Source organism: Stenotrophomonas sp. STEN031, from assembly GCF_056759975.1.
This window is the reverse complement of record NZ_JBRREA010000043.1, coordinates 12,268-35,592: the sequence shown is the minus strand read 5'-3', so window position 1 is coordinate 35,592 and position 23,325 is coordinate 12,268. Positions and strand designations below refer to the sequence as shown.

The window sequence follows — 23,325 nt, the reverse complement described above, 5'->3', positions numbered from 1 at the left end:
GGGCGGCGGCCCCCGCATCTTTTCTGCGCTCCCCCGCCCCTATTTGCCGCGCCCCTCAAACCTCCCTGGGGGGGTTCCCCCCGCTCCTACGAAAGAAAAGGCGGACAACAAAAAGCCCGGGTTTCCCCGGGCTTTTTGTTCATCCAGCGACAAACGGGATCAATCGCCCCAGTTCGGCATCGGCATCGCGTCCACCGGAATCGTGGTCTGGTCGTCGTCGTCACGTTTGCCACCATGACGCAGATCCTTCTCGATCTGGTAGTTGCGGCGCTGCAGCCATGCATCGCGGGTCAGTGCGTACTCGTCCACCGCGGTATCGCGCAGGGAATCCACCGCCATCAGCTGGGCGCGCATGTCCACCAACTGCAGGCCCTGCAGGCCGATGCGGACCTTGTCCATCTCGATCTGGCGCATCGGTGACAACGGAATGTCACCGGCCAGACCGAACACATCACGCACGGTACGTGGGCCGAAGAACGGCAGTTCCACGTAACGCGAACGGCGCCAGCCCCAGGTCCCCAGGGTCTGGCCGAAGTCTTCGCTGCGCTTGGGTACCATCGCCTTGCTGGCGGGGTCGAACAGGCCGCCAATACCGAAGGTGGAGTTCATCAGGAAACGGCCCAGCGTATCCCAGGCATCATCGGCATGGCCCTGCAGCAGCTGGTTGACCATCGTCAACGGCGAACGCAGGTTGCTGAAGAAGTTGCTGACGCCGGTACGCGCGAACTGCGGCACGACATTCACATACGCCGTGGCCAGCGGACGCGCGACGCCGCGGTCGACTGCATTGTTGAAGCGATGCACGCCGCGGTTGTACTTCTCCCACGGGTCGTAGGTCATGGCGGTGGTGCTGGAGCCGTCTGCGTTCTCGCTGCCTGGCGCAGGGCCGCCGTAGAGTGCGGCGAAGTCATCTTCGGCGCCGGTCGGTGCGGTGTCGTCGCTGGCAGTCACGCCGTTCTGAGTGGCGTCGGCTGGCGTCGCGGTTGCGGCGTCCTGCGCCGCTTCAGCGGGAACAACATCGGTATTGCCGACGACCTGCTCCGTGGCTTGCGGCGCAACCAGCGTGGACGCTGGCACCGCATCGCGTGCGGGTTTGCCGGCGCAGGCAGCAAGCAGCGCCAGGGTAAGCAGAAGAAGGACGGTACGGAAAAGTTTCATGTCAGCTTCCTGCCGAAGAGGCGTTGAAATCGAGGGACGGTGACAGCCGGTAGGCGGCACACAGTTCAGCCAGTCCAGCCGGGCTGCCGCTGACGTCGCCGCCAGCCTGCGCCCGCAAACGTGCAGCCAGCTCACCCAGCAGCGCCAGTCCGGCGCTGTCGATGCCTTCAACCGCAGCCAGGTCGAGCCGACGCACGGGCGCCAGCGCGCGCGTCAGCTGCGGCCATAGTGCAACCACCGCCGCGCGGTCGATCACGCCTGCCAGCAGCAGGGTGTCGCCTTCGGTGCGGAAGCTGGCTTTACTTGCCACGGGGAGCCGGGCCGGCATTGGCCTGCATGCTGCCGCTGCGCAGCTCGGTGGCGACCTGCTTGATCGACTTCTGCCGCAGCGGGGCGTCGAACTGGTTCTTGAAGGTCTGCACGTAGGAGATGCCTTCGATCATCACGTCGAAGATCTTCCACTGGCCGTCAACATTGCGCATAAGGTATTCGACCGGGGTCGGCTCGCTGCCTGCGCGCACCAGCTCGGTGGAGACCTTGACGCCGCGGTTGCCCGGCAGCGGCTGCTCGCTCTTGTAGCGGAAGCTGGGCCGGCCCTGGATATCGAGCAGGGCCGAGCCGTAGCGCGACATCAGGTTGTCGGCCATCGCATCGGCGAACAGCTTGACGTCGGCATCAGCGGCGCCACGGCCATGCACACCCAGCACCAGGCGGGCGGCGTAGTCGCGGTCGAAGCCACGGCTCAGTTCACCATCGATGAAGCTGCGCAGGGTCGCCGGATTGGCGCGGAACTCGGCGCGGCGGGTCTGCAGGGCGTTGATGATGCGGGTGCTGGAATCCAGCACGGTGCGCGCGGCGGCCGAGGGCTGCGCGGCGGTGGCGGCCGGGCGTGCCTGCGCCAGCGTGACCGACGGTGCGGCGGCCAGCAGGGCAGAGGCGAGCACGACGGTAAGCAGTTTCACTTTCATGGTTGCGGTTCCGTTGCGGGCGCGTCTGCGCCGGGGGTTTCGTTTGCAGCTGCGCCGGTGTTGCCGCCGCCGCTGAACATGTATTTGCCAACCAACTGCAGCAGGTCGACCGCCGGCTGGGTGAAGACAATCTCATCACCGGACTTCAATACATCCGGATCGCCGCCGGGCTGCAGGCCGATATAGCTTTCGCCGAGCAGGCCGCTGGTGAATATGCCGGCGGAGGTGTCGGCCGGCAGGTCCTTGAACTTGCTGTCCAGCGACAGGGTCACGATGGAATCGTATTTAATCGGGTCCAGCTGAATATCAGCTACTTGGCCGATGGTCACACCACCAACCTTCACTGGCGCCTGCTTGCGCAGCTGCCCGATCTGGCTGAAACGTGCCTTCAATTCATAGTCACCGCCGCCCATGCCGAAACGCTGGTTGGTGGAGGCGACGGCCAGCACCAGCAGCGAGGCCAGGGCCAGCAGCAGGAAGGCGCCGACGGAAAATTCGAGTCTGGGTCCACGGATGGCCATGTTGTGTCTCACTCCTGATCCATCTGGTGCTTCGCAGGGCGAAGCGGGTTGTTCGGTTGTTTGTTTGATCCCTGCACAGCGATGTGCGGGTTTCTGCGAAGGACTCGCATCACTGGAACAGCAGCGCCGACAGCACGAAGTTGAACATCAGCACCAGCAACGAGGCGTTCACCACCGCACGGGTGGTGGCCACCGAGGTGCCCTCGATGGTCGGCTCGGCATGAAAGCCGACATAGGCCGCCACCAGCGCCGCGGTGCCGCCGAAGATCGCCGACTTGAGCAGGGCGACGGCGAAGTCGTCCCAGAAGTCGACGCTGCCACGCAGCCCTGACCAGAACGTGCCGTTGTCCTGACCCAGGATATGCACCGCTTCGAAGTAGCCGCCGGCAATGGCCAACGAGCAGAAGATGCCGGTCAGCAGCGGCACCGTCAGCACCGCCGCCCAGAAGCGCGGCGCCACGGCCTTGGCGATCGGGTCGATGGCCATCAGCTCCAGCGCCTTGATCTGGTCGGTGGCGCGCATCAGGCCGAGCTCGGCGGCGATCGAGCTGCCGGCGCGGCCGATGAACAGTAGCGCGGTCAGCACCGGCGCCAGTTCACGGTACAACGACAGGCCAAGCAGGGTGGACAAGGCATCGGAGGCACCGAAGGTGGTGAGCGTGCGGTAGCCCTGCAGGGTCAGTACTAGGCCGACGAACGCGCCGCCAACAGCAATGATCGGTAGCGAACGTGCGCCGATCTTGTAGATCTCGCGGGTCAGTTCGGCCAGGAAGTCACGCGTCGGCAGCGAGCCGCGCAGCACCGTCAGCGAGAACAGCCCGGCACAGCCCAGCGAGCGGATGGAGGAGGTGAAGGGCATCAGGAAGCTGCTCCAGAAGCGCTGATCACGCTGGACGACACATCCTTCTCCCGCGTGCGGGAGAAGGTGCCCGAAGGGCGGATGAGGGGAGCTTTTGCTCTACGTGCTTTAAAAGCGCCCTCACCCCAGCCCTCTCCCGCCATGCGGGAGAGGGGGCAGGAATCACGCATTTCGCGCAGCGTCGTCATCACGCGTTCTCCAGCCCATAGTTGCGTGTCGGCGCATCGAAGGGGATAGGGCCGTCCGGCTGCCCGTGCAGGAACTGCCGCACCAGTGGGTCGGTGCTGGCCTGCAGTTCATCCGGTGTGCCTGAGAACACGATGCCGCCATTGGCGATCACCACTGCCTGATCGCAGATTGGCAGGGTTTCATGCACATGGTGGCTGACGATGATGCTGGTCAGCCCCAGGCTGTCGTTCAAACGCTGGATCAGGCTCATGATCACGCCCGAGGCGATCGGGTCCAGCCCGGTCAGCGGCTCGTCGTAGATCATCAGCGGCGGGTCCAAGGCCAAGGCCCGGGCCAGCGCCACGCGCCGCGCCATGCCGCCAGACAACTCGCGCGGCCAGGCATCGGCAGCGGCCAGCAGGCCAACCGCATGCAGCTTCATCTGCACCAGGCGGCGCAGCACCGGCTCGGGCAGCTTGGTATGCGCACGCAGCGGCAAGCCCACGTTGTCGGCCACGCTCAGGTCGGTCAGCAGGCCATTGCCCTGTAGCAGCACGCCGACGTTCTTGCGCATCTCCAGCAGGTCGCGGTTGCCGTGCGGAATATCCTGACCGAACAGTTGCACAGACCCTGACACCGGCCGCAACTCACCGGTCAGCGCCGCCAACATCGTCGACTTGCCGCTGCCCGAGGGGCCGAGCACGGCGGTGATGCTGCCGCGCGGTACCTGCAACGACACGTCGCGCAGAATGGTGCGTCCGCCGCGATCGATTCGCACGTTGGACAACTGCACCAAGGGAGTCCGAGCTGAGGGCATGGTGGCCTTTAACGGAAAACCAACGTTCTAGGATTGCCAGCAATGCCTGAACATAAGCGTACTGGACCGTGCAGTATTGTCGCACCCCGTGCGCCGTCCGGCATGCACTCAAGGTCGGTATTGGCGGCAACACACTGTCTCCCCAGTGGTCGAATCGGGGTTCGGAAACTGTGCACAAGGCGTGATGGGTCCGGTCCCCGGGACAATGCCCGCGGCCAAGCTCCGTAAGTACGACGAGCAGCCGGGCGGTGGTATGAGCCGATTTCCAGACACATCCGATTCTTGATCAAGAGCCAGGCCACTAAGGTCGAGTTCGACTGCAATCACCGCACCGGGCACGGAGGGGCCGAGCACGATGGCAAGGACGCTGATCGTAGTGGGCGATGCCCTGCAAGCCGGCGGCTCGGTACTGACCGGCTCGCCGCAGACCGATATCGACGGCCACCCGGTCGCCCGCATCGGTGACCGCGTCATCTGCGCCCGCCACGGCCCGGGTTCCATCCTCACCGGCGACGCAACGCTTGTCATCGATGGCCAGCCGGTCGCGCGCCACGGCGACAAGGCCAGCTGCGGCTGTGCGTTGTTGGCGGGCAAGCAACAGCTGGCGCATGTGAGTGCGGGTGGTGCGCCGGTTGCTGCTGCGGCGGTCAAAGCGGGGCGGCTCAGTCAAGCGGTCTCATCATCGCAGCCGTTGGCGCCCTTGTTGGCCCGCAAGCCTGTAGCAGAGGACGAAGCAGAACCAGCGCAATGTTGGCTCAACGATCATAGCTGCCAGGTTCTGGTGAGTCCGAACGAGCGCTACTTCGAGGCTTATGCTGCCGATGGCGAGCTACTCGATATCGACCTCATTTCCAGTTTTCGCATCGATGTCCCGTTGAAGTCTGGCGGTGACATAGTGGTCACCTCGAAGATAAAAATTTTCAGGCAAGAGGGCGTATCTGACAGCGATGTCGAAATTGCCAAAGAGCGATTGCAAAGTGGTGTCAGCGCGCGAATCAACAGCAAGTTTGTGTTGAGTGTTTGCGATGGCTTCTGCGGAACGCGATCATTCCCAATCCGCTATGAAGTCAACTTTGTCAACTCTGGCGAGGATTACCACCTGTTCTTGCACAAAAACTACCCTCGCGAGGAAGTGATAGGCAGGACGATTCATGTAACGGTAGACACAGATCAATGGATACATGTGCATGAGCTCATGCATTGCTTGGGCTTGCCTGACGAGTATATGGATGACCGCGAGATGCCAATCACCATCAGGTACTTCATGCCCGATGGGGTGTTGAGCCCAGATGCTCTGGTTACCGTAACGATGAGAGAGGACGATGATCCCGAATCCAGCATGATGTTTGATCAATACAATCCGCTGGTTAAGCCACGTCATGCCTGGAACATAGGACTGGAAGTCCAGGATCTCTTGAGTCGTGAAATTGGCAGGGAAATCGCATGTACCGTTCTCTGCTGATGCCTGTATTGGCTTTCTCCATGGTCCCTGCATCCGCACATGGAAGGGAGGTTGGCTCCATGATTGAACTGAGAGCTCGATGCAACAACAGCTCGACCTGCCACTTCACTGGCAATACGGTCAACCTGGAGTTGGAATTGTTCAATGCCGGAAGCGATGCTGTGGCGCTGCCAATTGAGTACTACCGGAAGCGGGGGCCAAAGGTGGTTCTTGTGGACAACCATTCGGGAAAGGAGAAGAAGCTGCGAATGGGGCCGCCCATCGTTCATCTGGTCGACCAGATGCAGGTGCTTGAGCCGGGAGGGTCCGTGCGGATTCCGTGGTCTGTCCCGGACCACCACATCAACACGTTTGCATTGCGACCTGTAGATGTAACCGCAGTATTTTCTTTCACCATCAATCCAAGAATGGCAACGGTAGGGGCACCATCCTTCGAGGCCAAGTTGCGGATCTTGGACGCAAGGGGGGAAATGTCCGGACATTGATCCAAGCGCACAGCTGGGTTTCAACGTCTTGATGCGCGGGCATGCATTGGGCATGGCCATTGAGGTTCGAAGGCTGGTAGTAAAGAAGCAGGGACAATCCTCGAATTCGAAATGGAAATGTTCAATAGCGGATCGACAGCGCTGCAGTTGACACGGAACCACCTTGAAGAACGCAGCCCGATAGCCCGGATTCTTGACGATCATCTGGGGAAGGTAGCGTCGTATGAGGCTCGCTCGCTGCAGCTGCGCTGCGTGAGCAGGCCAGGGAGCCAACGGCTGGGCAGGCTATGCGTATCGCCTGAACGATCCGTTTGCATCAAGAAGGTGGAGCATCAACGCGCGCTATCTCTTGACGTTCTCGGCTTTGTTTCCTCTGGTTGCCTGGCGTGCAAGTTCAGAAGCATAGATCGCGTTGAGAGTGAACAAGCTGCCGGAGGTGAAAGTAACAGCACCAACTCCAGGCAGGTGGGACTATTGATCGAACTTTCCCTGGTCCGGCACACACCGCCATCAGCCGTGGAATCTCCAGCCACCTGACGGATTACTCGTCGAAACCATCCCACTGCGGCAAGATGGCGCGATGAGCAATGCCCCTGATTTCCGCCTGTACCACTCCAATGCCCTGGACGTGTTGGCCCAGTTATTGGCCCACGCGCTGCGTGAGCCGGCGCCCGGCCAGCCCGTGCTGGCCGCCGATATCGTGCTGATCCCGCAGGTGGCGATGCGGCGCTGGCTGCAATCGACGCTGGCCGCCGAATATGGCGTGTCGGCCAACCTGGAGTTCCTGACCCCTGGCGAGTTTGTCGCCAAGGCGCTGAAGGCCAATGTGCCCGGCGAGCGCGATGATCTGGGCGCCAGCGGCCTGCACTGGCGCTTGTACGGGGCGCTGACCGACAGTGCGCTGATGCAGAAACCGGCGATGGCTGGGCTGCGCGCTTACCTGGATCGCGATGACCCGTTGCGTCCCTGGGCGCTGGCGGCCGAGCTGGGCGGGGTATTCGAGAAATACCAGGCCTGGCGCCGCGACTGGCTGCTGCGCTGGGAGGACGGGGCCGAGCCGGACGACCCGCAGGCCATCCTGTGGCGTTACATCGCCGGTGGCCAGAACTACCGCGCGCGCCGCATCAACGACTACCTGGCCCGCTTCGAAGGCGCGCACCAGCCCTTGCCGCAGGGCCTGCCGCAGCGGCTGTTCGCCTTTGCCACGCTCAATGTCTCGCCGGACGTGCTGCGGGTGATCGCCACCCAGGCGCGGGTCGGCACGCTGCATTTCTATATGCCGACGCCGACCCGCTCGTACTGGGGCGATCTGCAGACGCTGAAGGAAAAGCTGCGCAGCGGCCTGGCCGAGCCGTTCGGCATCGAGGCCGGCGAAAACCCCTTGCTGCAGGCCTGGGGCGAGGCCGGCCGCGACTTCATGGCGGTGCTGGGCGACTACGAAGTGGTCCACCCCAGCGGTGAAATCGCCGCCTATGTGGACCCGGAAAGCGTGCCGGTGCCGGGCCTGGACGAGGGAGGTCTCGGCGACAGCCTGCTGCACCGGCTGCAGGCGGACCTGTTCCATCGCCGCGCGCTGCCCTCGCCCCCCCTGCGGGAAGCGCTGCGCCTGGACGACCCCAGCATCCAGATCCACGCCTGCCACACCCGCCTGCGCGAGATGCAGGTGCTGCATGACCAGCTGCGCGCGCTGCTGGAAGACCCGCGCTTCGACCCGCCGCTGCAGCCGCGCGAAATCGCAGTGCTGGCGCCGGATATCGATCCCTACGTGCCCTACCTGGAATCGGTGTTCGGCGGCCGTGGCGGCAACGACGCACATATTCCCTGGGCGCTGGCCGATGCCAGCCCGCTGCAGGGCGAGCCGCTGGCCGAGGTATTCGTGCAGTTGCTGGGACTGCCGGTATCGCGCTTCGGCCTCAATGAAATCCTCGATCTGCTGGCCAGCGCGCCGCTGGCATCGGCTTCCGGACTGGACGCGGCCGCCTTCGAACGCCTGCACGCCTGGTTGCAGGCGGCGGGCGCGCGCTGGGGCCTGGATGCCGGCCACCGCAAGCAGCACCTGGCGCCGGCCGATGACGCCTACACCTGGCAGTTCGCGCTGGACCGGCTGCTGCTCGGCCACGCCAGCGGCAGCGACGAGGACATCGGCGGTGTCGCACCGTGGCCGGAGCTGGAAGGTGGCGGCCTGGCCGCACTCGATGCGCTGATCCGCCTGCTGCGTGTTCTCGCACGCCACCAGAAGACCCTGGCCGAAGCGCTGAGCCCCAACCAATGGCGCGAGCGCCTGCTCGGCCTGCTGCTGGCGTTGCTGCCGGAGACACCAACCGAACCGTCCGCGGTGCGCGCACTGGATCGCCTGCGCAAGCTGGTCAACGAATTCGCCGAGGAAGCCAGCAGCGCCGGTTTCGACGCGCCGGTACCGGCGGAGGTAGTACGTGCACATTTCGCCTCGGTGCTGTCCGAGGCCGATACCCGCGCACCGCTGTTGACCGGCGGCATCAGCTTCGGCCGCATGGTGCCGATGCGCCTGCTGCCGTTCCGGGTGATCTGCGTATTGGGCTTGAACGACGGTGACTTCCCGCGCCGCGACCCGGCCGCCGGCCTCAGCCGACTCACCGCCGAGCTGGGCACCGAACGCCGCCGTTACGGTGACCGCTCGCTGCGCGAGGACGATCGCTTCCTGTTCCTGCAGTTGTTCGCCTCGGCCCAGGAGGTGTTCTACCTGAGCTATCTGGGTGCCGATGCCCGCGATGGCAGCGTGCGCGAGCCCTCGGTGCTGGTCAGCGAGCTGGTCAATGCGGCCGCCGCCTACCACCAGGATTCCACCCAGGCACGCAAGCACCTGGTGGTGCGGCACCCGCTGCAGCCGTTCGCCCCGGCGGCGTTTGGCGGCGATGGCGAGCCGCGCCGCTTCAGCTACCGGCGCCAGTGGCACCCGGCCGCCAGCGCGGTGGGGGGCAGCCGGCAACGGCTGGCGCCGTGGTTCGATGGCCCGCTGGCCGCACCGCTACCGGTCGCGCTCAATGAAGACAATCTGTCGCTGGATGCGCTGCGGCGTTTCATCAGTGACCCCGCCGGGCAGTTCCTCAGCCAACGCCTGGGCCTGCGCCTGGCGGGCGAAATCGACGACAGCGAAGACATCGAACCGCTGCTGGTGCCCGGCGGCGGCCGACTGCACTCCTCCCTGCAGCAACACGTGCTCAGCGCCTTGTTGCAGGGCCAGGAAGCCGGTCTGTACCAGCGCCTGCGGGCGCGCGCGCTGCTGCCGTCCGGTGCGCTGGGGCGGCAGCAGTTCGAGCGCATGCTCGGCCGCATCCGGCCCTGCGCGGAGGCGTTTTCGCAGTGGTACGACGGCCAGCCGCTGGGCTCGCAACGCTACGAGGTAGAGGTGGATGGCGTGCGCCTGCACGGGCGTGTCGATCAAATTCATCCACAGGGCCTGATCCGTCTCCAGGCCGGTGCACCCGGGGTGGCGTATGTGCTGCGCGGTGGCCTGGATTGGCTGTTGCGCAATGCCGCCGGGGTGCCCACCGCGCTGCTGCAGTTCCATGACAACGGGCAGGCCGGCTATGGCCCGCACCGCTTGCCGGAATTGTCACCCGAGGCGGCAAAAACAGCCTTGAAAGCCTTGCTGCGCCTGCGTTCCGAAGGCATGCAGGCACCGCTGCTGTTTGCCCCTTACACCGGCTGGGAGGTCTATAACGCCGACCCGGACAAGCGCGAAAACGCCGCGCAGTCGCGTTGGTTCGGCAGCGAACACAGCTGGGGCGAGCGCAACGGCGAAGCCCTGCAACTGGCCTTGCGCGGCAGCGATCCGTTCGCATCGCCAATCACTACTCACAGATTTATCCACAACGCCTTGTTGATATTCACCACGCTGCGCGAGGGCCGCGTATTGCCCGATTTCGATGCTGAAACCGCTGCCGCCAGCGGAGGTGCCGCATGAGCGGCGAGCTGCAGCAGGACCCTTATCTGCACCTGCCGCTGGACGGCCTGCGCCTGATCGAGGCCAGTGCCGGCACCGGCAAGACCTTCACCCTGGCCACGCTGTTCACCCGGCTGGTGGTGGAGCAGGGCCTGCGCATGGGCCAGATCCTGGCGGTGACCTTCACCGACGCCGCCACCCAGGAACTGCGCAAGCGCATCCGCGAGCGCCTGGAACTGGCCGCGCGCGTGGTCGACAGCCATCCCGCAGAGGACGACAGCCCGGAAACCACGCTCACCCGCGCCATCCTGCAACGCCACCTGCAGCAGGGCAGCGAGAGCGCCGCGCAGCTGGGCCGGCGCCTGCGCATTGCCGCCGAAGAAACCGACCTGGCGTCGATCTTCACCATCCACGGCTTCTGCACCCGCGTGCTGGGCGAATACGCACTGGAAAGCGGCCACACCTTCGCCGCGCCGGAGCTGCTGGCCAATACCCGTGCGCTGCATGACGAACTGGCAGCCGACCTGTGGCGCCTGCACGCAGGGCAGGGCGAGCACCTGGAGGCGCTGCTTGGGCTGTGGAAAAGTCCCGATGCATTGGCCCGCGATCTGCCCGCCCTGGCCGCCGAGCTGCCGCTTTATCCACAGCCGCCGCAAACCCTGCTCGAAGACCCGCGCCACTTCCGCGACGGCGCGGCACAGCGTCTGGCCACCAGCATCGCCGAGCACGGCGAAAGCTATCTGCAGCAGCTTCGCGGCGCGCTGGAAGGCGGCATCCTCAACAAGTCCAGTTACAAGTCCGACTGGATCGAGCCGCTGTTCCAGCAACTGCTGCAGTGGAGCCGGCATCCGGACCCGGGCGCCGAGCTGGACGAACGGCTGGAGCGGCTCACGCTGGAGGCGCTTACCGCCAAGACCAACAAGGCCAAGGCCGGTAGCACCCCGCAATCGCCGTTGCAGCCATTGATCGCCGATTACCTGCAGTCGTTGTTGCAGGTGACGCAGTGGCAGCGCCAGCAGTCCATCGTGCTGCTGCACCAGCTGCGCGGCGAGGTCCGCCAGCGGCTGGCCCAGCTCAAGCAGCTGCGCCGCCAGCAGACCTATGACGACCTGATCGACAATGTCGCCAATGCCTTGCACGGGCCACATGGCGCACATCTGGCCGAACGCCTGCGCGCGCAGTACCGCTTCGCCCTGGTCGACGAGTTCCAGGACACCGACCCGCGCCAGTGGGACATCTTTCGCCGCGTGTTCGCCGCCGATGATGGCGACGCTGCGCTGTTCCTGATCGGCGACCCCAAGCAGGCCATCTACGGCTTCCGTGGTGGCGACGTGCACACCTATCTGCAGGCCAAGGGGCTTGCCGAGGAAGCACCTAAGCTCAAGCACAACTTCCGCTCACGCCCGGGCGTGCTGCGCGCGATCCAGGCGCTGTACGACAACGCCGGCCCCGAAGCCTTCCTCGACGAGCGCATCCAGTTCGAGCCGGTATTGTCGGGCAGCAAACGCAGCGACGCCGACTACCTGTTCGACGGCAAGGCCGCGCCGGCCCTCACCCTGCAGCTGATTGCGGGCGACGCCGATGGCAAACCGCTGAAAGCCGACGCCTCGCGCGATGCCGCCACCGCCGCCTGCGTGGCAGATATCCACAGGGTGCTCAGCGCCGCCCGCGAGGGCCGTGCGCTGGTCGATGGCATGCCGGTGCAGCCGGGCGATATCGCCGTGCTGGTGCGCTCGCACAAGGAGGCCTCGCGCGTGCAGCAGGCCCTGGCCGCGCTCGGCATTCCGGCCGTCGCCGCAGGCAAGCAGAGCCTGTTTGCCAGTACCGAGGCGCATGAACTGCGGCTGCTGTTGCTGGCCCTGCTGCAACCGGCCGACGAAGGCCGGCTGCGCGCCGCGCTGGCCACCGTGCTGCTGGGCGAAAGCGCCGCCGCCATCGCCGCGATGGAACACGAGGGCGAACAGCAGCGCCTGCATCAGGAGCGCCTGTTGCAGTGGCGGGAGCGCTGGCAGCGCGGCGGCGTGCTCGCCCTGCTGTCGGACCTGTGTGCCGAACAGGCCGAGCGGCTGTTGCTGTTGATCGACGGCGAGCGCCGCCTGACCAACTACCTGCAGCTGGCCGAAGGCCTGCAGGAAGCCAGCAATCGCAGCATCGGCCTGCACGGCCTGCTGGACTGGCTGCAGACCCAGATCGCCCATGCCGACGAAGGCGACGAGGCGCAGCTGCTGCGGCTGGAATCGGATGCCCGCCGCGTGCAGATCATCACCCTGCACAAGAGCAAGGGCCTGGAATACCCGCTGGTCTACCTGCCCTTCGTCGGTATTGCCACCAATGCCCCGGACAGCAGCAACCACCGCACCGTGCACGACGGCGAGCAACGCGTACTGCACTGGAAGATCGACAAGGAAGACCCGGCCTGGAAGGCCGTCGGCCAGCAGGTCAGTGACGATGAGGAGGCCGAAACCGCGCGCCTGCTCTACGTCGGCCTGACCCGCGCCGAACATGCCTTGTGGATAAGTGGAGGTGCCTTGACTGGCCTGGCCAGCTCGCGTCTCGGGCCAATGTTGCAGGGCTTGCCCGAGCACGCCGACATCCAGGTGATCGAAGGCGAGAGCGCGGCGCTGCCCGCGCGCCTGCCGCCCGAGCGCGAGCAGGCCTTGCCGCCGGTGCGCGAGGTACGCCGCAGCGTGCCGCACGATTGGTGGGTGTACAGCTTCACCCAGCTCGCCCATGCCGAGGGTGGCCACGACACCGCCGCGGCCGCCACGGAGGACAGCGGCGGCGCCGCCGACGAACCGGCGCAGGTCGATGTGGATGCCGAGCCGGCTACCGAAGCCGCAGCTGCACAACCGGAAGTATTTGATCCGCGCTTTGCCGGCAGTCGTTTCGGCAACGTGCTGCATGCGGCGCTGGAGGACGTCGACTTCGGCATCTGGCGTGATTGGCAGCCCGGCGGACAGGCACCCGAAGGACAGGGCGAGATCATCGCCAAGGCAATGCGCGCCGATGGCTATATCGACGAAGAGATCGAAGACGGCGTAGCGCTGCTGACCGAGCTGATCGGCCAGACCCTCACCGTCACCCTGCCCGAGGGCGATGCGCTGCATTCGTTGGGCGAAGGCGAGCGTCGCGCGGAAATCGAGTTCCACTTCGCCATGCAGCCGACCACGGTACCGGCCCTGCTGCGCGTGCTGCATGCCCACGGGGTGGTGCGCGGCCGCAATGGCTTCGGTCTGCGCCGTCAGTTGGAAGGGCTGATGACCGGCAAGATCGACCTTACCTACGTCCGCGATGGGCGCTGGTATGTGCTGGATTACAAATCCAACCGGCTGCCCGATTACGCCCCGGCGCAGCTGGACGCGGCCATGCGCCATAGCGAGTACGACCTGCAGGCGCTGATCTACACCGTGGCCCTGCACCGCTGGCTGCGCTTCCGCATCGGTGCCGGTTACGACTATGCGCGGGATTTCGGTGGCATCCGCTACCTGTTCTGCCGTGGCCTGGATGCCGGCCGCACGCCGTCACCGGGTTTGTACGCACACAACTTCGCGCCGGAACTGGTGCATGCGGTGGATGAGTTGTTCGCCGGTGGCCGTGATGGCCATGCGGCCTTGTTGGCACGACTGGGAGGCGAGGCATGAGCCTGCTGGCCGCATTGAACAAAGCCGGCGCGCTGCGCGCGCTGGACCACGCCCTGGCGCAGAGCCTGCGGCGGCTGGATACAGAGACTCCGGACGCGGTGCTGGCTGCTTCGGCCTTGGCATCGCTGGCGGTATCGCAGGGGCATGCGGGCTTTGATCCGACCCAGCCGCAGCGATTGGTGGATGCCGGCGTGGAATGGCCGGCCGCCGAAGAATGGATTGCGCAGCTGGAGGCATCCAAGTGGATATCCACAGCTGTGGATAACCGCGTGGAGTCGCCGCAAGCGCCGCTGGTGTGGGAGCACGGGCTGCTGTATCTGCGTCGGTATCGCGAATACGAGCGCCGCTTGGCGAGCGGTTTACAGAAGATCGGGCAGGCACCGGTTGCGGGTGGTGATGTGGCTGGCTTGGCAGCGGTGTTTGCTCGGTTGTTCCCGGGGCAGGCGGCACCCTCACCCCAGCCCTCTCCCGGCGGGAGAGGGGGCCAGAAGCAGGCAGCGCCGGAAGACCTGCAGATGCAAGCGCAGCTGGACCTCTCCCTTCTCCCGCCTGCGGGAGATCAAAGGGCCTGTCCCCGCGAAGGCGGGGATGCCCGCAGGGCGGATGAGGGGAAGCTTTTGGACCACCAGGCAAGAGCCGCAGCCACCGCCCTGCGCCACAATCTGCTGCTGATCACCGGCGGCCCCGGCACCGGCAAGACCACCACCATCACCCGCCTGTTGGTGCTGCTGGCCGCGCAGGCGCAGGCCGCAAACCAGCCCGCGCCGCGCATCGCCCTGGCCGCGCCAACCGGCCGCGCCGCCGAGCGCATGGCCGAAAGCCTGCGCCACGCCCTGCAGAAACTGACCGCCACCGGCATCGACAGTACCCTGTGCGAACAGCTGCCCAGCACCGGCACCACCTTGCACCGCCTGCTCGGCGTGATTCCGGATTCGCCGCGTTTCCGCCACCACGCCGACAACCCGCTGCCTTATGACGTCATCGTGGTCGACGAAGCCTCGATGATCGACCTGCCGCTGATGACCAAGCTGGTCGAAGCCATCGCCCCCGGCACCCGTCTGGTGCTGCTCGGCGATCCCGACCAGCTGCCTTCGGTGGAAGCCGGCGACGTACTCAGCGCCATCCTGCGCGCCGCCGGCGATGGCCGGCGCACGACGGCTACCGATGCGGACGCACTGCGCCCGCTGCTGGGCGAATTGCCCGCCGACGCCGTGGAAACCAACCCCAAGGACTTCGCCGGCGCCCGCGTGCAGCTGCAGCGCGGCTACCGGCAGAGCGAGGCCCTGCAGCTGGCACCGCTGGCCAGCGCCATGCGCGACGGCGACGCGGTGCAGACCTTGCAACTGCTGCGCGACGCGCAACTCACCGGCGTGCACTTCCACGAAGGCGATATCGACCCCCTGCAGGCCTGGCGCGAGCCGCTGCAGCAGTACTGGCAGGCCCTGGCCGATGCCGCCACGCCGGCCGACGCGCTGGCGCTGGCCGGGCGTATGCGCCTGCTCACCGCCGTACGCGAAGGCCCGCAAGGCGCGCGCGGTCTCAACGCCCGCATCGAGGAATTGCTGGGGGGCAATCGTGGCCGCACGCTGGGCCCGGGCTGGTTCCACGGCCGCCTGCTGATCATTGGCGAGAACAGCTATCGGCACCGTCTGTTCAACGGCGATGTCGGCATCTGCCTGCGCGATGGCAGCGGCATCAGCGCGTGGTTCCCCGGCGACGACCCGGCCAACCCGCGCGCCTTCCACCCGGCGGCGCTGCCGCTGCACGAAAGCGCGTTTGCGATGACCGTGCACAAGGCGCAGGGTTCGGAGTTCGACCAGGTCTGGTTGCAGATGCCACGCCGCGACAACCGCGTGCTCAGCCGCGAGCTGCTGTACACCGGCATCACCCGCGCCCGTAACGGCCTGCACCTGGCCGGCAGCGCCGATGTCATCGAGGCCGCCCTGGCCCGCCATGCCAGCCGCTGGTCAGGCTTGGCGCAGCGGCTGGCGCCGTAGTCGCGTAGCCCGGGTAAGCGCAGCGCACCCGGGAGGCGGGGCTCTCGGCGTCTGTCAGGCGGCCAGCCAACAGCCCCGGGTGCGCTGCGCTTCTTACCCGGGCTACGGTGTTGCGCCAAAGGGAGGGGGCGCAGCGCTTGTCTCCCTCCCTTTCGCCGTAGGCGAAGGGGAGGGCTGGGGAGGGGTTGGCTCTGCAGCCTTTGCTTTCCCCAACAGTCCCGCCTAAAAAGACCCGATCACAGAACACCGCAAGGACGCCCATGAAAGCCCTGATCACCGCAACGCTGCTGCTGGCCCTGACCGCCTGCAACAAGGACGCCCCTGCCAGCGCCACGCCCGAACCCAACCCGGCGGCGACCAGTACCAGCGCCGATGACGTCAGCTCCGCCCGCGCCTTCCTCAGCCACATCTACGCCGGCTACCACCCGGATGCCGGGCTGGACGCCATCCTGCCCGACGAAGAGGTCTACACACCGGCCCTGATCGCTGCGATGCAGGCCAATAGCGACGCGTACGCCGGCGAAGTCGGCTATCTGGACGGCGATCCGCTCTGCGACTGCCAGGACACCGCCCAGGACCTGCGTCAGCTCAGCTTCGACATCCAGCCATTGGCAGGCGGCCAGCTCCGCGCCAGCACCCAGCTCGACGATGCCCAGCAGCCCTTGCAGCTGCAGTTGACCCTGCAACGCCAGGGCAGCAGCTGGCGCGTCGCCGATATCGCCAGCCCGCGTGCGCCCAGCCTGTTGCAGGCGCTGGAGCGCGATACCGTGACGGCCAAGCAGGCTGCAGCACAGCAACACTAGTGCGCCGCGCTTTAGGGTTTTGTAAAAATCGATATAAAACAATGGAATAGGCCTGGGTCAGGCAGCCCGACAGGGCCGCGCCAGGCCCTGTAAATGCTCCTCCACACCCCCGGCTGGTAGCATGTCCACCCCGTAATCCAAGCGCAGTTCTGTAATGGCCGATTCCAAGAACCCGTCCGTCACCCAAGCCCAGGCCGAAGAGGCCGTGCGCACCCTGTTGCGCTGGGCCGGTGAAGATCCCACCCGCGAAGGCCTGCTCGATACCCCGCGCCGGGTAGCCGAGGCCTATGGCGACTGGTTCAAGGGCTATAACGACGACCCGCGCGAGTACCTGGCCCGCACCTTCGAGGAAGTGGCCGGCTACGACGAGATGATCGTGCTGCGTGACATCGAGTACGAAAGCCACTGCGAGCACCACATGGCGCCGATCATCGGGCGCGTGCATGTCGGCTACGTGCCCAACGGCCGCGTGGTCGGCATCTCCAAGCTGGCGCGTGTGGTCGAGGCCTATGCACGCCGCTTCCAGGTGCAGGAAAAGATGACCGCGCAGATCGCCGACGTTATCCAGGACGTGCTGCAGCCCATGGGCGTTGGCATCGTGGTGGAAGGCGCGCACGAGTGCATGACCACCCGTGGCATCCACAAGCGTGGCGTCAGCATGGTCACCTCGCGCATGCGCGGCACCTTCCACGACGACGCGCGTACCCGCGCCGAGTTCCTGCGTTTCATCGAAGTCGGCCACGCCCGACGCTGAGCCCAGGGAACGCACGCGCTCGATGAAGTACCGCCAACGTATCGCCGGCTACCAGCGTCTGCGCGAGCAGCCGCTATGGAAACTGCTGGCCTCCGACCGTGCGCCGGTGCTGGTGGGCCTGTTGCAGGGCCTGCTGCTGGAAGCGGACCGCCGCATCCCCGGCTCCATCCTCGCCGAACGCCTGCAGCAGCAGCTCGATGCGCTCAATGGCGAGGAGCTGGATGTCGAGCTGCCGCGCACCGCGCAGGCCTATATCGCCTACTGGCTGGCCCAGGGCTGGCTGGTACGGCGCCTGCCCGAGGGTGCGAGCGAGGAGGAATACGAGCTGTCGCGGCAGGCCGTGCAGGCCATCCGCTTCATCGCCGGCGTTGAGCACAATGCCAGCCTGGCCACCGAGAGCCGGCTGGCGATGGTGATGCAGCAGATCTCGCAGCTGGCCCAGCAGACCGAGGCCGATCCGGAAGCACGGCTGGCCGCGTTGAAGGCCGAGCGTGACCGCATCGATGCCGAGATCGCCCAGGTGTCCACCGGCAAGGTCAGTGCGCTGGACGGCAAGCGCGCGCTGGAACGCACCCGCGACGTGATCCGCCTGGCCGATGACCTGGCCGAGGACTTCCGCCGCGTGCGCGATGACTTCGAGCAGCTCAACCGCCGTTTCCGCGAACGCATCATCGACGACGAAGGCGCGCGCGGCGACGTGCTCGACCGCCTGTTCAACGGCGTCGATGTGATTGGCGAGTCCGATGCCGGGCGCAGCTTCCAGGCCTTCTGGGACCTGCTCAACGATCCGCAGCGCAGCGCCGAACTCGACGTTGCGCTGGACACCGTGCTCAACCGTGGCTTCACCCGCAAGCTGGACCGCAACGAGCGCAATTTCCTGCGCAACTTCACCAGCACCCTGCTGGAGCGTGGTGGCCAGGTGCACGAGGTGATGCAGCACTTCGCCCGCAGCCTGCGTGGCTTCGTGCAGAGCCGTGGCTACCTGGAACAGCGCCGCCTCAACCAACTGCTCAAGCAGGCCCAGGGCCAGGCGCTGCAGCTACGTGACGAAGTGCGGCCGACCGCGCCTACCGGCTTCGTGCTGCCGCTGTCCTCGGCGCGCATCCGCTCGATCGGGCAGTGGCGCCTGCATGACCCGCGCACGCATCAGGTAGACACCTCCATCTATTACGCCGAAGCGGCCGAGATCACCCTCGACAGCGTCGGCGACCTGGTCGCGCAGTCGGAAATCGATGTGCGCACGCTGAAAGACAATCTCTTCATGCTGCTGGGTTCGCGCCCGCGGCTGAGCATCTCGCAGGTATTGCGCGAGCGGCCGGCGCGGCAGGGCCTGGGCAGCGTCATCGGCTATCTCTCCATCGGCACCCGCCATGGCAGGGTGATGACCGACCAACTGGAAACCGTGGAATGGACCGGCGGTGACGGCGTGGTGCGACGCGCCCGCGTGCCGCTGATCTGGTTCCTCAAGGAAAGACGCGATGAACTGGTCTGAGACCGAAACCGAAATGGAAACCGCGCCGGCACCGGCCGCACCGACCTTGAGCGGCGGTGCCCTGTTCGTCGGCGACAGCGGCCGCCTGCCGGTCGATGCACGCCGCGCGCTGTGCCTGTTGCTGGCCGGCCCCAGCGTGGATGCCCAGCGCCAGCCGGCGCAGTGGGCGGCACTGCTGCGCAATGAAGACGAAGTGCGCAGCCTGCTGTGCGAACTGTTCCTGGAGCTGGTACTGGACCGCGACGGCGGCGTTGCCTTCACCCGTCAGTTCGACACCGCCGAACTCGACTCGCCCAACCTGCTGCGCGCCGCACCGCTGACCTTCATCGAGTCGGTGCTGCTGCTGTTCCTGCGCCAGCAGCTGGCCGAAGCCGATACCCGCGGCGAACGCGCGGTGGTGGCCGAGTTCCAGCTGGTGGAAGCGATGAGCATCTACCAGAAGAACGTCTCCACCGACCAGGCCGGCTACGGCAAGCGCGTGGCGGCGGCCATCGCCAAGCTGCGCGAGAACCAGCTGCTGTCCAAGCTGCGCGGCAGCGAAGACCGCTACGAAGTCTCGCCGGCGCTGAAGCTGCTGTTCTCGGCCGAGGACGTGCAGACCCTGGTCGAGGCTTACCGCCAGCTGCGCGACGGCGATGCCGCCACCGAGGCGGTTGCCGATGATGAAGACAACACCAGCGGCACCCCCGCCGAATGATGCCTGGCACCCACGCCACGCTGACCAGAATGACCACCGCCGCGCCTTGCGTGGCGGCTGAAGGATGAGCCGTATGGAAACCACTTCCCACACCCTGCTTCCCAATGCCGCGTTGTTCAACGACCCGGCCAGCGATGCGCGCGCGAACCAGTTCCGCATGCGCCGCCTGCAGGTGCTCAACTGGGGCACGTTCTCCGGCCTGACCGAAGTGCCGATCGCCGAGCGTGGCTTCCTGTTCGTTGGCCGCTCCGGCTCGGGCAAGTCGACCCTGCTCGATGGCATGAGCGCGCTGCTGACGCCGCCCAGCATCGTCGACTTCAACGCCGCCGCACGCGAAGCCGAGCGCTCCGGTCGTGACCGCTCGCTGGTGTCGTATGTGCGTGGTGCCTGGGCCGACCAGCAGGACAGCGAGTCCGGCGAAATCGCCACCCAGTACCTGCGCAAGGGCGCTACCTGGAGTGCGCTGGCGCTGGAATACCTCAACGCCCGCGGCGATGCGGTGTCGATCGTGCGCCTGTTCTGGATCGCCGGCTCCGGCACCTCGGCCAATGATGTGCGCAAGCACTACATGGTGATCCCGCGTCGCTTCGACCTGGCCACCGAGATGGAAGGCTTCGACCTGGACCTGCGCAAGCTGCGCGGCCGCCTGGGCGAGGACGTCGGCCACTTCGACAGCTTCACCGGCTATGCCGAGCGCTTCCGTCATCTGCTGGGCATCGGCAACGACATGGCGCTGCGCCTGCTGCACAAGACCCAGTCGGCCAAGAACCTTGGCGATCTCAATGGCTTCCTGCGGGGCTTCATGCTGGAAGAGCCGCGCACCTTCGAGGCGGCCGATCGCCTGGTCGAAGACTTCGCCGAACTCGATGGCGCCCACCACGCCGTGGTCACCGCCCGCCGCCAGGTCGAAACGCTGACCCCGGCGCGTGATTTCCACCAGGACCTGATGACGCTGCGCAAGGGCGTGGCGACCCTGCGAGACCTGCAGATCGGCATCGACGGCTTCCGCGAGGAAAAGCGCCTGGAGCTGGTCAACGAGCGCCTGAAGGAAGTGGAGATGCTCGACCGCGGCCTGATGGGCGAGGAAGGGCAGCGCCGGCAGTCGCTGGACAACCACGAACTGAAGCTGGTCGAGCTGGAACGCCAGCAGCGCGAGCAGGGCGGTGAACGCGTCGACGAGCTGGAGCGCGAACGCGCCCGCATTGAACGCGAAGTGGAAGAACGCAGTCGCCGCCGCAAGCAGCTGGAAGGTGCCTGCCGCCAACTCGGCATGGTCCTGGCCGAAACCGCCAGCGGCTTCTCCGAACAGGTGGAACAGGCACGTGCGCTGATCGATGGCACCAAGTCCGGCGCCGGTACGGTGGACGACGCCATTGCCGAGCGCATGGCCGAGCGCCGTGATGACGAGAAACGTTTTGCCGCCTTGCGGGTGGAACTGGAATCGCTGAAGGCCGCGCCGAGTTCGATCCCGGCGCCGTTGCAGCAGCTGCGCGCGCGCCTGTGCGATGACACCGGCCTGTCCGAGTCTTCGCTGCCCTTCGTCGGCGAACTGATCCAGGTGCGCGAGGACCAGATCGGCTGGCGCGGTGCCATCGAGCGTGTGCTGCATGGCTTCGCGCAATCGCTGCTGGTCGACGAAAAGAATCACCAGCAGGTCGCCGAGTGGGCCAACCGTACCCACCTGGGTACCAAGCTGGTTTACTTCCGCATCCGCGACAACGAGCTGCTGCACGCACGCGAGCCGGAGAAGCGCTCGCTGATCCACAAGCTGCAGCTGCGCGATCATCCGTATGGCGATTGGGTCTACAACGAGCTGCAGCGTCGTTTCGATTACACCTGCGTGGAAAACGCCGGCCAGCTGCGCAACGAAGACCGCGCGATCACCCGCGAAGGCCAGATCAAGCATCCCGGCGACCGCTACGAGAAGGATGACCGCCACGCGGTCAATGACCGCAAGCGTTGGATGCTGGGCCATGACAACCGCGACAAGCGCCGCGTGTTCGAGCGCGAGGGCCAGGAGCTTGCGCAGCGCATCGCGCGCAGCGAGGCCGACGTGGCGATGCTGCGCAAGCAGCGCGAAAGTGGCCACGAAAAGCAGCTGGCCGCGCATTCGCTGATCGAGCGCGAATGGGACGAGATCGATGTCGGCCCGCGTCTGCAGCGCCTGAGTGATATCGACGAGCAGTTGGTTGACCTGCGCGAAGGCGATAGCGCGTTGGCCCGCATCGGCCAGCAGATCGAACTGACCCGCGGCCTGCGCGACCAGGGCAAGCGCACCTATGAAGATGTGCGCCTGGAACGTGCGCAGTTCTCGCGGGAGCGCGTGCGCCTGGAGCAGCAGCGTGACAACGGCCAGTCGCGCGTTTCCAGTGCGCCGCTGACCGAACAGCAGCGCGAGGGCCTGGAGGCACGCCTGCAGATCCTGCCGGGCTTGAACCTGGAAACGCTGGAAAGCCACTTCCGGGTGATCGAGCGCGGCCTGGCCGAGGAACTGGGTAGCAGCCAGGGCCGCGATGCCAAGTTGACCCAGCACCTGCTGGATTGCTTCCGTAAATACACCCAGCAGTGGCCGGAGGACTCCGGTGACTTCACCGTGTCGCTGACCAGCGCCGACGACTTCCTCGCGCGCCTGACCCGTCTCGAGAGCGACGGCCTGCCGCGCCACGAAGGCCGCTTCTTCGAGCTGCTGCAGACCCAGAGCAAGAACAACCTGCTGGCCTTGCAGCGCCACACCGCCGAAGCGCACAAGGCGATCAAGCAGCGCATGGACGAGGTCAACGCCTCGCTGGAGCAGGTGGCGTTCAACCGCGGCACCGTGCTGGCCATCGACGTGCACGATCGGCGCCTGCCGGAAGTGCAGGATTTCCAGCTGCAGCTGCGTGCGGTGCTGACCCATCAGCAGACCGAGGATCGCTCGCTGGCCGAATCCCAGTTCAACGTGCTGCGCGAGCTGGTGCGTCGTCTTGGCGCGCAGGAGCCGGAGCTGCGCCGCTGGCGCGAGCAGGTGCTGGACGTGCGCCTGCACGTGGAGTTCATCGGTGTCGAACTGGATGCTGAAACCCGCGAGCAGGTTGAGATCTACCGGAGTGGCGCGGGCAAGTCCGGTGGCCAGCGGCAGAAGCTGGCCACGACCTGTCTGGCGGCCGCCTTGCGCTACCAGCTCGGCGGCGAAGACGGCGAACTGCCGCGCTACGCCGCAGTGGTATTGGACGAAGCCTTCGACAAGGCCGACAACGAATTCACCGCGCTGGCGATGAACATCTTCGAGAACTTCGGCTTCCAGATGGTGGTGGCAACACCGCTGAAGTCAGTGATGACGCTGGAGCCGTTCATCGGCGGCGCCTGCTTCGTCGAGATCAGCGGCCGCCATGATTCGGGCGTGTTGCTGATCGAGTACGACGACGCCGGCAACCGCCTGAAGCTGCCGGCGCGCGCACGTGGCGCGATGGCGCAGGCCAGTGCGGAGGACGTGGTGGATGTGCCGAGTGCTGCTGAAGCTGTGACCGCGCCCCTTGCGGCCGCTGAAGCTGAGGGTGACGCGCCGGTTGTTGAAGCTGCGGCGGAGGAAGTGGAAGCCAAGC

At 66.1% G+C, this 23,325-nt stretch carries 15 protein-coding genes and 1 pseudogene; 10 read left to right on the top strand and 6 right to left on the bottom strand.

The annotated features are described in order from the left end of the window. Positions 1 to 159: 159 nt before the first annotated feature. From ACVOLQ_RS16700 to ACVOLQ_RS16675, 6 genes are all read right to left on the bottom strand, one after another. Positions 160 to 1,158, bottom strand: a complete 999-nt coding sequence (locus ACVOLQ_RS16700) for an MlaA family lipoprotein (RefSeq protein WP_481528706.1) — start codon at positions 1,156 to 1,158, stop codon at positions 160 to 162. A gap of 1 nt (position 1,159) precedes the next feature. Next, on the bottom strand, positions 1,160 to 1,468 hold the full coding sequence (locus tag ACVOLQ_RS16695) for an STAS domain-containing protein (protein ID WP_481528705.1): 309 nt from the start codon (positions 1,466 to 1,468) through the stop codon (positions 1,160 to 1,162). After that, positions 1,458 to 2,126 (bottom strand): MlaC/ttg2D family ABC transporter substrate-binding protein, encoded by a 669-nt coding sequence (locus ACVOLQ_RS16690; RefSeq protein WP_313494106.1) that lies wholly within the window; start codon positions 2,124 to 2,126, stop codon positions 1,458 to 1,460. Before ACVOLQ_RS16690 ends, ACVOLQ_RS16695 begins: the two co-directional genes overlap by 11 nt. Then, on the bottom strand, positions 2,123 to 2,647 hold the full coding sequence (gene mlaD, locus ACVOLQ_RS16685) for an outer membrane lipid asymmetry maintenance protein MlaD (protein WP_313173713.1): 525 nt from the start codon (positions 2,645 to 2,647) through the stop codon (positions 2,123 to 2,125). The genes ACVOLQ_RS16690 and mlaD overlap by 4 nt, the downstream gene beginning before the upstream one ends. Positions 2,648 to 2,756: 109 nt before the next feature. Further along, the gene (locus tag ACVOLQ_RS16680; protein WP_481528704.1) at positions 2,757 to 3,506 is read right to left on the bottom strand and encodes an MlaE family lipid ABC transporter permease subunit; all 750 of its coding nucleotides are present in this window, start codon (positions 3,504 to 3,506) and stop codon (positions 2,757 to 2,759) included. 187 nt (positions 3,507 to 3,693) lie between these two features. Further along, positions 3,694 to 4,491 (bottom strand): ABC transporter ATP-binding protein, encoded by a 798-nt coding sequence (locus tag ACVOLQ_RS16675; protein WP_481528703.1) that lies wholly within the window; start codon positions 4,489 to 4,491, stop codon positions 3,694 to 3,696. Between the two features lie 355 nt (positions 4,492 to 4,846). Here ACVOLQ_RS16675 and ACVOLQ_RS16670 point away from each other — a divergent pair, with 355 nt between their 5' ends. The 10 genes and pseudogenes from ACVOLQ_RS16670 to ACVOLQ_RS16625 all read left to right on the top strand — a co-directional run. After that, the gene (locus ACVOLQ_RS16670) at positions 4,847 to 5,953 is read left to right on the top strand and encodes a PAAR domain-containing protein (protein ID WP_313494103.1); all 1,107 of its coding nucleotides are present in this window, start codon (positions 4,847 to 4,849) and stop codon (positions 5,951 to 5,953) included. Continuing rightward, positions 5,935 to 6,438 carry a hypothetical protein gene (locus tag ACVOLQ_RS16665; RefSeq protein WP_313494102.1) on the top strand — a complete coding sequence of 168 codons (504 nt, stop codon included), beginning with the start codon at positions 5,935 to 5,937 and terminating at the stop codon, positions 6,436 to 6,438. Before ACVOLQ_RS16670 ends, ACVOLQ_RS16665 begins: the two co-directional genes overlap by 19 nt. A gap of 580 nt (positions 6,439 to 7,018) precedes the next feature. Beyond that, positions 7,019 to 10,381 carry an exodeoxyribonuclease V subunit gamma gene (recC, locus tag ACVOLQ_RS16660; RefSeq protein WP_481528702.1) on the top strand — a complete coding sequence of 1,121 codons (3,363 nt, stop codon included), beginning with the start codon at positions 7,019 to 7,021 and terminating at the stop codon, positions 10,379 to 10,381. Continuing rightward, positions 10,378 to 14,001 carry an exodeoxyribonuclease V subunit beta gene (recB, locus tag ACVOLQ_RS16655; RefSeq protein ID WP_481528701.1) on the top strand — a complete coding sequence of 1,208 codons (3,624 nt, stop codon included), beginning with the start codon at positions 10,378 to 10,380 and terminating at the stop codon, positions 13,999 to 14,001. The genes recC and recB overlap by 4 nt, the downstream gene beginning before the upstream one ends. Then, complete coding sequence (recD, locus tag ACVOLQ_RS16650) at positions 13,998 to 15,998, top strand: exodeoxyribonuclease V subunit alpha (protein WP_481528700.1); 2,001 nt, start codon at positions 13,998 to 14,000, stop codon at positions 15,996 to 15,998. The genes recB and recD overlap by 4 nt, the downstream gene beginning before the upstream one ends. A 260-nt stretch (positions 15,999 to 16,258) precedes the next feature. After that, on the top strand, positions 16,259 to 16,801 hold the full coding sequence (locus tag ACVOLQ_RS16645) for a DUF3828 domain-containing protein (RefSeq protein WP_481528699.1): 543 nt from the start codon (positions 16,259 to 16,261) through the stop codon (positions 16,799 to 16,801). Between the two features lie 154 nt (positions 16,802 to 16,955). Beyond that, complete coding sequence (gene folE / locus ACVOLQ_RS16640; RefSeq protein WP_293712024.1) at positions 16,956 to 17,555, top strand: GTP cyclohydrolase I FolE; 600 nt, start codon at positions 16,956 to 16,958, stop codon at positions 17,553 to 17,555. 22 nt (positions 17,556 to 17,577) lie between these two features. Continuing rightward, on the top strand, positions 17,578 to 19,047 hold the full coding sequence (locus ACVOLQ_RS16635) for a DUF3375 domain-containing protein (protein ID WP_313173704.1): 1,470 nt from the start codon (positions 17,578 to 17,580) through the stop codon (positions 19,045 to 19,047). Next, a complete protein-coding gene (locus ACVOLQ_RS16630; RefSeq protein ID WP_481528698.1) occupies positions 19,034 to 19,744 on the top strand; it encodes a DUF4194 domain-containing protein in 711 nt (236 codons plus the stop codon). The genes ACVOLQ_RS16635 and ACVOLQ_RS16630 overlap by 14 nt, the downstream gene beginning before the upstream one ends. 157 nt (positions 19,745 to 19,901) lie before the next feature. Beyond that, positions 19,902 to 23,186, top strand: a pseudogene (locus tag ACVOLQ_RS16625) (ATP-binding protein); the annotation flags it as partial. Between the last annotated feature and the right edge of the window lie 139 nt (positions 23,187 to 23,325).